Genomic DNA, 13,708 nt, shown 5'->3' on the forward strand with positions numbered 1-13,708 from the left:
CCGAAGGGATCTGCCTGCTTCCCGCGCTCGACTTGCATGTATTAGGCACGCCGCCAGCGTTCGTCCTGAGCCAGGATCAAACTCTCCATGAAAAGAGATTGATACAAGCTGTATCTTAAAAATAATTCGTTAAAGAAAGTAACAGACGCTTGACTTTCATTCAATTTTCAAAGGACAACTTCCTTCGCCTCAATTGGCGACTTTTTTATATTAACACCTGCTCAATAGAGTGTCAATAGATTTTTTACTGTTTTTTTCTTAATGAAAACTGACTGTTGCGCTGTTTTCAGCGACAGGTAATAATATATCACCATCTAATACTTCTCGCAACCCCTAATTTTAAATTTATACACAAAAAATTTGTTTACTAATACACAGAAAGTATTATACAGCTTTCTAAATGCTTTCCATAAAAAAAGCCCGCAAAGCGGGCCCGTTAATTTCAGTTTATTCATTTGATTGTTTTCGCATCTGGGGAAATAATAACACGTCTCTAATAGATGCTGAATTAGTCAAGAGCATAACCAGACGGTCAATACCGATCCCTAAGCCGCCAGTAGGAGGAAGTCCATATTCCATTGCTTCTAAATAATCCGTATCCATCATATGAGCTTCATCGTCACCTTGTTCTCTTTCTTGTACCTGGGCTTCAAAACGCTGACGTTGGTCGATAGGATCATTAAGTTCTGTGAAAGCATTGGCGTGTTCCCGTCCAACTATAAATAATTCAAAACGATCTGTAAAACGCGGATCTTCCGCATTCTTCTTTGCAAGCGGTGAAATAGCAACAGGGTGTCCATATACAAAAGTCGGCTGTATTAATTTTTCTTCCACAAAATGCTCAAAAAACTCATTCACTACATGCCCAAATGTCATATTTTCTTTTAATGGCACTTGATGTTCTTTAGCCAAAGACCGTGCTTCTTCATCGCTCATATCTTGCCAAAAATCAATTCCCGTTTCTTCTTTAATAGCATCTACCATATGAACACGGCGCCATTCCGGTTTTAAATCCACTTCGTGTTCTCCATAAGAGATAGTAGTAGCACCGAGGACTTCTTGTGCTATGTGTGCTATTAAGTTCTCAGTTAAAACCATAATATCTTTATAATCGGAATAAGCTTCATAAAGTTCCATCATTGTAAATTCAGGGTTATGTCTCGTAGATATTCCTTCATTACGAAATACACGACCGATTTCATATACCTTTTCCATTCCACCAACAATCAAACGCTTTAAATGCAATTCGATTGCAATACGAATGTATAATTCCATATCAAGAGCATTATGATGGGTAATGAAAGGACGTGCCGATGCCCCGCCTGGAATAGAGTGAAGCATTGGTGTTTCTACTTCCAAGTACCCTTGCTCGTCTAAATAACGCCGCATAGATTGCAAAATTTTGCTGCGAACCACAAATGTATCACGCACTTCAGGGTTTACAATTAAGTCAAGATAGCGCTGTCGGTAGCGTTGTTCAACATCTTTCAATCCATGAAACTTGTCCGGCAGAGGGCGCAGAGATTTAGACAACAATTCAAACGCCGAAGCTTTTACAGACAGTTCGCCAACTTTCGTTTTAAAAGCGAAGCCTTTCAAACCTACAAAGTCACCAATATCCGTACTTTGGAAAAGCTCGTAGGCCTCTTCCCCCACTTGATCTTTTCTTACATAAATTTGAATTTTCCCTGTTAAATCTTGAATATGAGCAAAGCCGGCCTTCCCTTTTCCGCGTTTTGTCATGACTCTTCCTGCAATAGAAACTTCTGCTTCTTTTTCTTGAAGCTCTTCTTTACTAAACTCATCAAACTCTTCCATCATAGCAGCTGCGGTATGAGACCTATCAAAACGCTGTCCAAACGGATCTTTTCCTTCTTCCTGCAGAGATTGTAGCTTCTCTCTGCGGACAGCTATCTGGTCGTTATATTCCTGTTCTTGACTCATACTATCCACCCCTTAATTTAATTGATATATTTAAGTACTCATAAACCTTTTTTTCGTTCATGTAAAGGGACTGACCCTATTGTACAAAAGGGGCAGTCCCACCATTTTTAAATAATTAAAGAAAAAACTATACTGCCGATGCTTTTTCTTTCTGTGCTGATTCCAAGCCATCGACAAAGTTATATAAAGAAGACGCCACTTCATCACGTGTATGGAGCTGATTAATTTGATCGCGCACTTTGTTATTGCCTCTAAGTCCCTTAAGATACCATGCAGCATGCTTTCGCATTTCCCGAACAGCTACATCTTCTCCTTTTAAGTTGATCAGCCGATCCATGTGTATCATGCACACATCGATCTTTTCACGAGGAGAAGGGTCCGGTGCAAGCTCTCCTGTCTCGAGGTAATGAATGGTGCGATATAGCATCCAAGGGTTGCCTAGTGCTGCTCTTCCAATCATGACACCGTCTACACCAGTAGTGTCCAACATGTTTTTAGCATCTTGAGGCGTCTTCACATCCCCATTTCCTATAACAGGGATATTTACAGCCTCCTTAACTTCTTTCAATATATCCCAATTTGCTGTACCTTCATACATTTGCAGACGTGTACGCCCATGAACAGCGACAGCCTTTCCTCCAGCTGCTTCAATTGCTTGGGCATTTTCTACGGCTAAAATATTTTCATCGTCCCAGCCCATTCTCATTTTCACTGTTACTGGTTTTTCAACAGCTTTTACTGCCACAGAAACCATTTCATATATTTTATCAGGGTTAAGAAGCCACTTCGCTCCTGCGTCACATTTTGTGATTTTTGGAACCGGGCACCCCATATTAATATCAATTATATCTGCATTTGTTTGTTGGTCGACAACTCTGGCAGCTTCTGCCATTGTTTCTTTGTCCCCGCCAAATATCTGCAAACTTAAAGGCTTCTCCCGTTCATCGACGTAAAGCATTTTCAATGATTTTTCATTTTTATTGACAATGGCTTTATCACTAACCATCTCGGCACATACAAGACCTGCCCCAAATTCTTTAGCTATTAGACGAAAAGCCGGATTGCACACTCCTGCCATCGGTGCAAGCACGACTTGGTTTTTCATTTTTATGTCTCCGATTTTTAACATATTTCCACCTCCTACGTTTCAGCCAGACTGAAGCTCTTCTTTTGTTATACCTAATGCCTCAACTACTTTGTCTAAAAATTTCTCGTCTGCAATACGACTGCCTCGTTCTACTTGCCCGAGAATAGAAACAGAAATCCCCATTTTGTCTGCAAGGCTTTCCTGTGTATATCCTTTCAGCTTCCGAAAAGCCCGAACCCTGCTGGCCCAGAGCAGCTCCTCCATAAACGGACACCTTCTTTTTCTTTTTTCGATAGATCTTCGGCAAGCTCCTGGATGTATTTATGATTAAGTGGATAAATAACAGTTGAAGCTATTTCATTTAACGGTATCAACACAAATGCTCGCTCATGCATCCGCGGATGCGGAATAGATAATTCGTCCATTCTAATATTTTCATCATTGAAGAGTAAAATGTCAAGGTCTATTGTCCGCGGCCCCCAACGTTTTATTTTCACACGGTTTAATTCTTCTTCTATACGCTGTGTTGTCTCTAGTAAGCGTTTCGGTTCTAATGAAGTATAAAGCTCAAGTACCATATTTAAAAATGGTGCTTGTTCCGTTACTCCTACAGGCTCTGTTTCATAAATAGAGGAAAGCTGGATAATATTTATTTCTTCATCTTGCTGCAATTTTTCCACTGCTTGTTGTAAATAGTGAAGCCGATCTCCTATATTAGAACCAAGAGCAAGGTACACGTGATTTTTCATGTTTTTGCCCTCGTGATTTCAATAGCGACGTGTTCATAGTGGCCTGGAATCGGCGGGTCTGGTTTAATAACTTTCACTGTGGCCTGCTCGACGATATTAAATTTCTGTAAAATGTTAGAAGCTATGGATTCGGCTATGGATTCGACCAAATCAAAAGTTTGTCCTTCCATTATCTCTTTTACAGCTTGATGAGCTTCTGCGTAATTAACACTTTTTTCAAGGTTATCTTCCGCCGCCGCTTCAGATAAATCCGCCTTCATGACAAGATCTACTTGAAAACGCTGCCCCAGTTTATTCTCTTCAGGAAACACTCCATGATAGGCGTAGAATTCCATACCTTTTAGATATATTTTATCCAACTGTGGTCACCTTACCCTTTCCAAGCATGGCATCCATCATTTTTACCGTCCGGCTCATTTCCAATACGTCGTGTACTCTAACAATATCACAGCCTCTTTCAATACCAAGGCTGACGGTGGCGCCTGTTCCTTCTACTCTATCATTTGCCGGCAGATTAAGCGTCTCTGCTATTAAAGATTTCCTTGAGGTTCCCAATAATACTGGATAACCAAGAGCAGTAAATTGTTCCAGTTTTCTCATAACTTCAAGGTTTTGTTCGTAGGTTTTTGCAAACCCTATACCTGGATCTAAAATGATTCGCTCTTCTTTTACCCCTGCATTGCAGCAAAGAGTAATACTTTCTTCCATATCTCTTAAAATATCCGCCATTAGGTTGCTGTACTCCATATCTTCACGGTTGTGCATAAGGATAATTGGTACATCATATTGAGCAGCAACCTCTGCCATTTCCGGATCGGCTTTAGCCCCCCAGACGTCATTAATGATAGAAGCTCCGGATTCGATAGCTTGTCTTGCTGTTTCTGCCTTATAAGTGTCAATTGAAATTGGGACATTTACTTTCTTAGCAATCGCTTTGATAGCCGGAAGGACTCGTCTGCGTTCTTCTTCTCCCTCCACTTTTACATGACCGGGTCTAGTGGATTCACCGCCAATATCAATGATATCAGCACCTTGTTTAACCATTTCCTGTGCCCGTTCTACTGCACTTGTTAAATTATCAAAACGTCCGCCATCAGAAAATGAGTCTGGTGTAACGTTTAAAATTCCCATCACATAGGTTTTTTGAGAAAAATTTAATGTCCAAGGTCCCCAAGAAATAGAAGTTCTACTCATGTGCTTTCTTCCTTTCCTCGTCAAAAATCTCAGCTGAACTCCATAATTGTTGACGATATTTATTATACTCTTTCTGTAAAAAATCAACTGTCGAACGACCCTTGTTATCATGTTTCTCAAAAGTATGCTGATCGACAGCTTTAAGACGTACTACTTCCTGTATGGAATTCGTTACAAATGCTTCATCTGCCTCAAAAAGCATATCAGGTTTAAAGCTGCCTTCACGTATATAAAAAGAGTGCTTTTTAGCTAAGTTTATCACGAAAGAACGGGTGACACCGTTTAATATCCCTGTTTTAATGGATGGGGTATAAATCGTCGTCCCTTTTACCCAAAAAAGATTAGAAACTACTCCTTCAGCAAGGTCTCCTTTTTCATTTACAAAAAGACCTTCAATGGCGGAATCCTCGCCTGTTTCTCTTTTACCCAAAATACTGTTAAAGTAGTGATGAGACTTTAAACGTATCGATGCTTCGGGCGAATTCCTTTTTACCGTTAACAGCTTTCCTTTTTTATCTGAGGGTGGATTTACCCCTGTCTCTGGAAGAGGCTTCATATATATTATAACAGCAGGTGAATGATAGGAATTTGTAGTGAGTCCAAGCTCTCCATTTCCTGCAGATATATTGTATCGGACATAGGCATTTTTCCACTGATTTGCTTCCAGCAGAGTATTTAGTTGCTGCATGACTTCCGCTCGCTCATACGCCCATTTTATATTCATTAATTGAAGGCCTTTTTCCATTCGCCTGAAATGATCATCGATTAAAAACGGATGGCCGTTGTATATTCTAAATGTCTCAAATAACCCAAGTCCATACATAAAGCCGTGTTCAAAAACAGAAAGGCGAGCCTGGCCCGCCTCTTTTATTTCTTCATTTATATAAATAAACATGTTAGACTCCCTGTGCATTCCGGTGAGTTCCTACAAAATTACGAAGCAGTTTTTTCCCTTCTCCGGTCATTATGGACTCGGGATGAAACTGCACCCCTTCTACAGGCAGAGATTTATGGCGTATCCCCATAATTTCTCCTTCGTCTGTCCAGGATGTAATTTCAAAACAATCCGGAAGGCTTTCTCGTTCCACAATTAATGAGTGGTAGCGAGTAGCAGTGAACGGATTAGGCAGCCCTTTATAAACAGATTGTTTATCATGACTCACTTCAGATGTTTTTCCATGCATAAGCCGATCTGACCGAATCACCTTTCCTCCAAACGCCTGAGCGATCGATTGATGTCCCAGACACACACCAAATACTGGAATCTTCCCAGAAAAATACTCAATGGCTTTAATACTGATACCTGCTTCATCCGGACTGCACGGACCTGGAGAAACCATTAAATAATCAGGACCAAGTTCTTCTATTTCCTCTATAGTTATCTTATCGTTTCTACGAACTACAAGTTCTTCTCCCATTTCCCCAAGGTATTGGACAAGGTTGTAGGTAAACGAGTCATAGTTATCAATCATTAAAATCATATACTTTTTCCTCCTCTGCTCGGCTATGCTTTACAGCCATCTCTTCTTCACTAATCTCCTGCGCTTTCCAGAGCGCTCTAGCTTTCTTCAATGATTCCTGGTACTCTGCTTCAGGACTAGAATCAATGACAATCCCAGCACCGGCTTGCACGTAAGCCATCCCGTCCTTAGCAATCATAGTTCGTATGGCTATGTTTAATTCCATATCTCCATTAAACCCAATCCAGCCGATGGAACCTGTATACATTCCCCGCCTGACAGGTTCTAATTCCTCAATGATTTCCATCGTCCGTATTTTTGGAGCACCAGTAATCGTTCCGCCTGGAAACGCTGCTTTTATCATATCATATTCGTCTACATGTTCGGCAAGTTTTCCTTTTACATTGGAAACAATATGCATCACATGGGAGTATCGTTCAATAACCATAAGTTCATCAACCTCTACACTGCCATACGTGCATACTTTCCCCAAATCATTTCTTTCAAGGTCTACAAGCATTACATGTTCGGCCCGCTCTTTTTCTGTTGCTATCAACTCTTTTTCGTAAAATTTATCTTGTTCTGCTGTGGTTCCGCGCGGCCTCGTACCTGCTATAGGTCTTGTAGATGCTTCTTCTCCTCTTTTTTTTACCAATAATTCCGGAGATCCGCTTACGAGCTGAAATTCCGGAGTATGCATATAGCCCATGTAGGGAGAAGGATTAAATTCCCTTAATTTTTCATATATATGAAAAGGGGGCGTTGACAGCTCTCGAGTTTGTCTTACTGACAAGTTCACTTGAAAGACATCGCCTGCCCTTATATATTCTTGCACTTTCCTTACCGATTCTGTAAAGGTCCTCTCTGTAAAAGAAGGAACCAGGTTTTTATTATGTCTGATAGACCCAACCTTTTTATATTGGTCCCATGAAAAATGCGGAGGATGCTGCCATAAAACTTTTAACCGCTGAATATCTGCCTTCGCTTTTGTTTCTTTCCCGTCTGCATAGTGCACTATGATCCACATCTTTTTTTCTTCATGGTCATATATAAAAACTTGATGAAAAGCCAAAAAATATAAGTCATGGGTGTTTAAATCATCGCTTGATTTCATCGGAAGATCTTCTATATACCTTATATAATCGTAGCTGATATATCCTAATATTCCTCCCTGAAAGTCCGGGAGATTAGGTTTTGAGTTTACTTTATAAGGTTCGAGCCATTTTTTCATTTCTTCTAAAGGTTCTCCGCTCTTTTGAACGCTCTCTTGCCGGGTTTTTATAAAAAGGCTGTTGTTTTTCCCTTTTATTACCGCAAACGGGGTGAGACCCGCAATGCTGTATCTCCCTCTTTGTCCGCTTTCTAATAGGATATGGTGATTTTTATCAGCACTTAATGCTTGATAAGATGAGAAAAATTGTTGTTCTGGAAATAAAAATGAAGACGCCATTACCTTATATGATTTTGAACGATCTGGTAACGGAGCCAAATCCTCTAACATGACTTTCCCTCCTGCGTTATACCAATTCAATTGTTCTTATCCTATCACGGAACAGTGATTTTATCATTAAAAAAAGCAGAGCATTGAGCCCTGCTTTTTGTTTACTCTTCTTCAAATTGGTAAAGAGGGGTACTAAGGTAACGTTCACCATTACTTGGAATAACTGCTACTACCTTTTTGCCTTTGCCAAGTTTTTTAGCTTCTTCGAGGGCGGCATATATAGCTGCACCTGAAGAAATACCACCAAGAATTCCTTCTTCTTTCGCTGCTCTTCTTGCAAATTCAAAAGATTGCTCCGTGGTTGCTGTAACTACTTCATCGTAAATATCGGTATCTAAAATTTCAGGAACAAAACCTGCCCCGATTCCTTGAATTTTATGCGGCCCTTTATTGCCTCCGCTTAAAACAGGAGAATCAGCAGGCTCGATAGCGATAATCTTGAGATTTGGGAAATTCTCTTTTAACAGTTTACCAGCACCAGTAATAGTACCGCCTGTACCAATACCCGATACAAATGCGTCAATTTGGCCGTCAACTTGTTCTAATAATTCTCTGCCTGTTGTTTCTCGGTGAATTTCCGGGTTTGCTTCATTTTCAAATTGCTGTGGCACAAAGTATCCATTCTCTTTTGCCAAAGAGTTTGCTTTGCTAATGGCTCCGCCCATTCCATCCGGCCCTGGGGTAAGTACTAATTCTGCTCCATAAGCACGGAGAAGGTTACGACGTTCCATACTCATTGTTTCGGGCATAACAAGGATAGCACGATATCCTTTTGCAGCTGCAACCATTGCAAGGCCAATACCGGTGTTACCGCTCGTAGGTTCAATGATTGTATCTCCAGGCTTGATTTTCCCATCACGTTCAGCCGCTTCAATCATGGCGAGGGCAATACGGTCTTTAACACTGCTGCCAGGATTCATAAATTCAAGCTTCAAATAAACATCAGCATCATTTTCACCAGTCAGCCGGTTCAATTTTACTAATGGTGTATTTCCTATTAGTTCTGTAATGTTGTTTGCCACTTTCATTAATCAATTCCCCCTCAATAATACCAAGTAATTTTATTGGTTTTATTGTTATTATAGTATCAGCCTTTCCTAAAGGTGTCAATCAATCAATTGCACTGGACTATTGCACTTTATTTTCTATATTCCATGCTTGTTGATGAAGTTCCTTTAAATCCTCTGCAGAAAAATAATATTTTTCATTACAAAAATGACACTGTGTTTCTGCACCGCCATCTTTTTCAATCATATCCTGAAGTTCTTCTGTTCCAAGAGAAATCAATGCATTTGCCACTCGTTCAAAAGAACATTGGCAGGAAAAAGATACAGGGTGACGATCTAAAATATTGACTTCTTCTCCAAATATGACGTGAAGCATTTCTTCCGGAGTTTTCCCTTTTTCAATTAATTTTGAGACGGGAGGCATGTTATTAATTTGATTCTCAAGCTTGTCTATCAGTTCATCATCTGCGCCAGGGAGCAGCTGAATAATAAAACCACCTGCTGCAAGAATAGAATTATCCGGGTTTACAAGCACCCCAAGCCCGATAGAAGATGGGATTTGTTCTGATGATACAAAATAATAAGTGAAATCTTCCCCTAATTCTCCTGATACAATCGGAACACTTCCTGTAAAATGTTCTTTCATCCCCAGGTCCTTTACAACAGATAAGGTTCCTTCTGTCCCAACGGCACGGGCGACGTCTAACTTTCCATGTTGATTAAGGTCAAAATGCACCTGCATGTTATGGGCATATCCACGCGTAGCACCTGAAGCGGTACTATCAACTACAATAGGCCCCATTGGTCCTCCGCCTTCAATTTTAATGGTTAATTTGTCATCTCCCTTGAGCATTGCCCCCATCATAGATCCTGCCGTCATAGCACGCCCTAATGCAGCAGCCGCCGTTGGCCAGGCCTGGTGGCGTCGTACTGCTTCATTCACCATGTTCGTTGTACGAATGGCGTAAGCTCTTATTTTCCCCTCATAAGCTGTCGATTTTATTAGATAATCTTCCAATTTGTTCATCCCTTCTTATTACGCGGTTTATTTTTCTCATAAATATAATACAAGCCGTTTAAAGTCAGGTAAGGATCTACCCGATCAATGGTCTTCGAAGCTTTACTAATCAACGCAGCCAACCCTCCCGTTGCAATGACAAAAGGATTTCCTTCTGCTTCTTCTTTCATTCTTGAAACAATCCCGTCAACTTGTCCGGCATATCCATAGTAAATACCTGACTGCATGGCATGCACGGTGTTTTTTCCAATAACTTGGTCCGGTTTCCCAATTTCAATACGGGGAAGCTTAGAGGCTTGCTGGTATAATGCATCGGTTGCAACATTCATTCCCGGAGCAATTGCACCTCCGATGTATTGATTGTGTTGATCAATATAACAAAAAGTTGCTGCCGTTCCAAAATCTACAATAATTAAAGGGCCATTATACTCCTCAATAGCTGCTACCGCATTAACGATTCGATCTGCCCCTACTTCTCTTGGATTATCATAACGAATATTAAGGCCGGTTTTTATTCCCGGGCCAATCACCATAGGAGAAAGCATAAGATACTTGCGGCACATTTGTTCAAGCGTGTAAATAATTGGAGGCACAACAGAAGATAGAATAACACCTTCTATTTCTTCTGGTTCTACCTTCTTGGTATAAAGAACACTGAGCAGCTGCAAACCATATTCATCTTCGGTCTTTTTTTGGTTGGTTGATAAGCGCCAATAAGAAACTAATTTCTTTTTTTTGTATAACCCAAGAACAATATTTGTATTCCCTACATCCAAAACCAGTATCATTAACATTCCCACCTATAGCAATACTAATTTATCCTGCACCATCTTAAGAAAAACACGGCCTTGGCTAGTAGTGCAACCTCCTATGGAAGCATCGGCATTAGTACGCTCTATCGTTTAAAGCTGAAATTTTTTCCCTCTTACACTTTTGTTCCTTCTTACCAGTGGAAAAAAAGGGATGCCTTATGAGGGCACCCCTTTTTACCAGTAGGCAATTACACCTTATTTCCGGTTATCGTCTTCTTCGGAAGAAGGAGGATTGTTATTTCCTAGCTTTTCAGCCTCTGATTTTCCTTCTGTGACGTCCGTTTTAGTCTTAGAAGTTTCATCATCGGCCTCATTCGTGTTTTCTTCCGAATCGGCTTTTGACTGAATGTTTACTTTTACATCATCTTTTTGGCTGCTTTCATTCGTGACACTTACTTCATCATCACTTTTGTTTAAATGGTGATCCTCTGGAAGCTTGCCCTCTTCTACAAGAGATTTGATTTGCTGGGCATCCAGTGTTTCTAACTCCAACAGAGTCTGTGCAACAAGTTCGAGCCTACCCTTGTGTTGCGTAAGGATCTGCTTACATTTATCGTAAGATTCTTTAATAATTCGCTGAACCTCTTTATCAATTTCGTGAGCAATTGCATCACTGTAATTTTGTTCGTTTTGAATGTCACGGCCTAAGAAAACTTGTCCTCCAGAGCTCGATCCAAATTGCAAAGGTCCAAGCTTTTCACTCATGCCGTACTCCGTTACCATTTTTCGAGCAATATCAGTAGCACGCTGGAAGTCGTTATGAGCTCCAGTACTTACTTCATTAAACATAACTTCTTCTGCTACGCGGCCGCCTAATAATCCTACAATTTTGTCAAGCAGCTCAGGCTTGGTCATAAAGTAACGGTCTTCTTTTGGCAGCATAACAGCATAGCCGCCTGCCTGCCCACGAGGAACAATGGTAACTTTATGCACCATATCGGCATTTTTCAGCTTGACACCGACTACTGTATGACCTGCTTCGTGGTGAGCGACAATGTTTTTCTCTTTTTCGGAAATAACACGGCTCTTCTTAGCAGGACCAGCAATGACACGGTCAATTGCTTCTTCGATATGGCTCATACGTAATTTTTTCATGTCAGCCCTTGCTGCAACAAGAGCAGCTTCATTTAACAGGTTTTCCAGATCGGCACCTGAGAATCCAGGTGTTCTCTGGGCTATTGCTTGCAAATCAACGTCATCAGCCATCGGTTTATTACGAGCATGGACATGAAGAATTTCTTCACGACCTTTCACATCAGGACGGCCAACCATGATTTGACGGTCAAAACGACCCGGGCGCAGCAATGCAGGGTCCAATACGTCAGAACGGTTTGTAGCTGCAATGATGATGATTCCTTCATTTGCACTAAAACCATCCATTTCAACTAGGAGCTGGTTCAATGTTTGCTCCCTTTCATCATGGCCTCCGCCAAGTCCGGCACCACGCTGTCTTCCGACTGCATCGATTTCATCTATAAAAATGATACAAGGTGCATTTTTCTTTGCATTTTCAAACAAATCACGAACACGAGAAGCCCCGACACCAACAAACATTTCCACAAAATCAGAACCACTGATAGAGAAGAATGGAACGCCTGCTTCACCGGCAACAGCACGGGCAATCAAGGTTTTCCCTGTTCCTGGAGGCCCAACAAGGAGCACCCCTTTTGGAATACGAGCACCTATATTAGCAAATTTTCTAGGATCTTTTAAGAAGTCAACAACTTCTATTAATTCTTGTTTTTCTTCTTCTGCCCCGGCTACATCTTTAAAGCGGGCTTTCTTTTTGTCCTCTTGATATAACTTAGCTTTACTCTTGCCAAAGTTCATTACACGGCTGCCGCCGCCTTGAGCTTGGCTAAGCAGGAAGAAGAATAAAATAAAAATAATCACAAAAGGAATGATGGATGTAAAGAAAGTAACCCAGGCACTTGGCTCTTCTGCAGGTTCTGTTTCTAAATTAAGCGCCTCTCCATCAGGACCTTGAGCGGTCATTAACGTTTGCGTATTTTCTTCGGAAATAGGGACATATGTCTGGAAGGTCTGCTCTTCCTCTTGTCCAGCCTCCTGGCCTTCAACAAGATATACTTCACCTTCCGGCTGTAAAGTTACAGAACTTATTTCGTTATTTTCTAATTTTGATAAAAATTCATTCGTTGTCATTTCATTTGTTTCCGTCTGATCATTGCTCAGGAAACTAATGATACCTATAATGACAAGAAATAAAAGCAAATAAAAAACGGTATTACGAAAAATCCGGTTCATTCCTGACCTCCTCCCACGGGCATTGACAACTTCAATAATAGTACCATATTTGTTTTGTTTCTCACAATCATGACCCCTTGTATATTTCAGGCTTTAATATACCAATGTAAGGGAGGTTGCGGTACTTTTCTGCGTAATCGAGCCCGTAGCCTACAACAAACTCGTCGGGTACCGTAAACCCAGCCATATCTGGAACCAGGTCAACTTTCCTTCCGTCCGGCTTGTCTAACAAAGTGACGATTTTTAATGATTTCGCCCCTCTGTGCTTTATTAAACTAACCAAATAGTTCAGCGTAATGCCGCTGTCAATAATGTCTTCTAAAATAATTATATCTCTGCCTTCCACAGTCGTATCCAGGTCTTTAATAATTTTGACTTCTCCAGATGATACAGTACTGTTTCCATAGCTTGACACATCCATAAAGTCAATCTCAAGGTGCGTTTCAATCCGCTTGGTCACATCGGCCATGAAAGGGAGAGCTCCTTTAAGGACTCCGATAATTAACGGGAACCGCCCGTCATATTCCTCTGTTATATATTTCCCAATTTCGCGGATCTTTTCCTGTAACTCTTCTTCGCTAATTAATACTTTTTCAATTTCATCATGCATCTGGACTTATATACCCTCCCAAGCGTTGGTTCAATCCACCATATTTATCTGGTGCTAAAAA

General features: G+C 40.8%; 14 protein-coding genes and 1 rRNA gene. All 15 read right to left on the bottom strand.

All coding sequences use genetic code 11. From position 1 onward, the window contains the following. Positions 1-92 (bottom strand): 16S ribosomal RNA (locus ACE1TI_RS14645); the annotation flags it as partial. A 355-nt stretch (positions 93-447) separates the two neighbouring features. Next, entirely contained in the window at positions 448-1,944 is a 1,497-nt protein-coding gene (lysS, locus tag ACE1TI_RS14650) for a lysine--tRNA ligase (RefSeq protein WP_375008318.1), read from the bottom strand. A 127-nt stretch (positions 1,945-2,071) separates the two neighbouring features. After that, positions 2,072-3,073, bottom strand: coding sequence for a tRNA dihydrouridine synthase DusB (gene dusB, locus ACE1TI_RS14655; protein WP_375008319.1), 1,002 nt, complete (start codon positions 3,071-3,073; stop codon positions 2,072-2,074). An 18-nt stretch (positions 3,074-3,091) separates the two neighbouring features. Next, the gene (locus ACE1TI_RS14660; protein WP_375008320.1) at positions 3,092-3,295 is read right to left on the bottom strand and encodes a helix-turn-helix domain-containing protein; all 204 of its coding nucleotides are present in this window, start codon (positions 3,293-3,295) and stop codon (positions 3,092-3,094) included. After that, positions 3,247-3,780 (bottom strand): 2-amino-4-hydroxy-6-hydroxymethyldihydropteridine diphosphokinase, encoded by a 534-nt coding sequence (gene folK / locus ACE1TI_RS14665; RefSeq protein WP_375008321.1) that lies wholly within the window; start codon positions 3,778-3,780, stop codon positions 3,247-3,249. Before folK ends, ACE1TI_RS14660 begins: the two co-directional genes overlap by 49 nt. Beyond that, positions 3,777-4,139 carry a dihydroneopterin aldolase gene (gene folB, locus ACE1TI_RS14670; RefSeq protein ID WP_375008322.1) on the bottom strand — a complete coding sequence of 121 codons (363 nt, stop codon included), beginning with the start codon at positions 4,137-4,139 and terminating at the stop codon, positions 3,777-3,779. The genes folK and folB overlap by 4 nt, the downstream gene beginning before the upstream one ends. After that, positions 4,132-4,974 carry a dihydropteroate synthase gene (gene folP / locus ACE1TI_RS14675; protein WP_375008323.1) on the bottom strand — a complete coding sequence of 281 codons (843 nt, stop codon included), beginning with the start codon at positions 4,972-4,974 and terminating at the stop codon, positions 4,132-4,134. The genes folB and folP overlap by 8 nt, the downstream gene beginning before the upstream one ends. Then, positions 4,967-5,869 (bottom strand): aminodeoxychorismate lyase, encoded by a 903-nt coding sequence (gene pabC, locus ACE1TI_RS14680; protein WP_375008324.1) that lies wholly within the window; start codon positions 5,867-5,869, stop codon positions 4,967-4,969. The genes folP and pabC overlap by 8 nt, the downstream gene beginning before the upstream one ends. Position 5,870: 1 nt before the next feature. Beyond that, positions 5,871-6,455 carry an aminodeoxychorismate/anthranilate synthase component II gene (gene pabA / locus ACE1TI_RS14685; protein WP_375008325.1) on the bottom strand — a complete coding sequence of 195 codons (585 nt, stop codon included), beginning with the start codon at positions 6,453-6,455 and terminating at the stop codon, positions 5,871-5,873. Continuing rightward, the gene (locus ACE1TI_RS14690; protein ID WP_375008371.1) at positions 6,439-7,884 is read right to left on the bottom strand and encodes an anthranilate synthase component I family protein; all 1,446 of its coding nucleotides are present in this window, start codon (positions 7,882-7,884) and stop codon (positions 6,439-6,441) included. The genes pabA and ACE1TI_RS14690 overlap by 17 nt, the downstream gene beginning before the upstream one ends. Positions 7,885-8,036: 152 nt before the next feature. Continuing rightward, positions 8,037-8,963 (bottom strand): cysteine synthase A, encoded by a 927-nt coding sequence (cysK, locus tag ACE1TI_RS14695; protein ID WP_375008326.1) that lies wholly within the window; start codon positions 8,961-8,963, stop codon positions 8,037-8,039. 100 nt (positions 8,964-9,063) lie between these two features. Beyond that, on the bottom strand, positions 9,064-9,960 hold the full coding sequence (gene hslO, locus ACE1TI_RS14700) for an Hsp33 family molecular chaperone HslO (RefSeq protein ID WP_375008327.1): 897 nt from the start codon (positions 9,958-9,960) through the stop codon (positions 9,064-9,066). Positions 9,961-9,965: 5 nt separating this feature from the next. Beyond that, complete coding sequence (locus tag ACE1TI_RS14705; protein WP_375008328.1) at positions 9,966-10,748, bottom strand: type III pantothenate kinase; 783 nt, start codon at positions 10,746-10,748, stop codon at positions 9,966-9,968. 219 nt (positions 10,749-10,967) lie between these two features. Continuing rightward, positions 10,968-13,037, bottom strand: coding sequence for an ATP-dependent zinc metalloprotease FtsH (ftsH, locus tag ACE1TI_RS14710; protein WP_375008329.1), 2,070 nt, complete (start codon positions 13,035-13,037; stop codon positions 10,968-10,970). A 67-nt stretch (positions 13,038-13,104) separates the two neighbouring features. Beyond that, positions 13,105-13,647 (bottom strand): hypoxanthine phosphoribosyltransferase, encoded by a 543-nt coding sequence (gene hpt, locus ACE1TI_RS14715; protein WP_375008330.1) that lies wholly within the window; start codon positions 13,645-13,647, stop codon positions 13,105-13,107. Between the last annotated feature and the right edge of the window lie 61 nt (positions 13,648-13,708).

The sequence above is a fragment of the Alteribacillus sp. JSM 102045 genome (assembly GCF_041949975.1).
Lineage (GTDB): Bacteria > Bacillota > Bacilli > Bacillales > Marinococcaceae > Alteribacillus.

What these genes read in the sequence shown, in the direction of transcription:
- ACE1TI_RS14660 (WP_375008320.1), bottom strand. Translation starts at nt 3,295, where the DNA reads ATGGAGGAGCTGCTCTGGGCCAGCAGGGTTCGGGCTTTTCGGAAGCTG.
- ACE1TI_RS14690 (WP_375008371.1), bottom strand. Translation starts at nt 7,884, where the DNA reads ATGGCGTCTTCATTTTTATTTCCAGAACAACAATTTTTCTCATCTTAT.
- cysK (WP_375008326.1), bottom strand. Translation starts at nt 8,963, where the DNA reads ATGAAAGTGGCAAACAACATTACAGAACTAATAGGAAATACACCATTA.
- ACE1TI_RS14705 (WP_375008328.1), bottom strand. Translation starts at nt 10,748, where the DNA reads ATGATACTGGTTTTGGATGTAGGGAATACAAATATTGTTCTTGGGTTA.
- pabC (WP_375008324.1), bottom strand. Translation starts at nt 5,869, where the DNA reads ATGTTTATTTATATAAATGAAGAAATAAAAGAGGCGGGCCAGGCTCGC.
- pabA (WP_375008325.1), bottom strand. Translation starts at nt 6,455, where the DNA reads ATGATTTTAATGATTGATAACTATGACTCGTTTACCTACAACCTTGTC.
- folK (WP_375008321.1), bottom strand. Translation starts at nt 3,780, where the DNA reads ATGAAAAATCACGTGTACCTTGCTCTTGGTTCTAATATAGGAGATCGG.
- dusB (WP_375008319.1), bottom strand. Translation starts at nt 3,073, where the DNA reads ATGTTAAAAATCGGAGACATAAAAATGAAAAACCAAGTCGTGCTTGCA.
- folP (WP_375008323.1), bottom strand. Translation starts at nt 4,974, where the DNA reads ATGAGTAGAACTTCTATTTCTTGGGGACCTTGGACATTAAATTTTTCT.
- ftsH (WP_375008329.1), bottom strand. Translation starts at nt 13,037, where the DNA reads ATGAACCGGATTTTTCGTAATACCGTTTTTTATTTGCTTTTATTTCTT.
- lysS (WP_375008318.1), bottom strand. Translation starts at nt 1,944, where the DNA reads ATGAGTCAAGAACAGGAATATAACGACCAGATAGCTGTCCGCAGAGAG.
- hpt (WP_375008330.1), bottom strand. Translation starts at nt 13,647, where the DNA reads ATGCATGATGAAATTGAAAAAGTATTAATTAGCGAAGAAGAGTTACAG.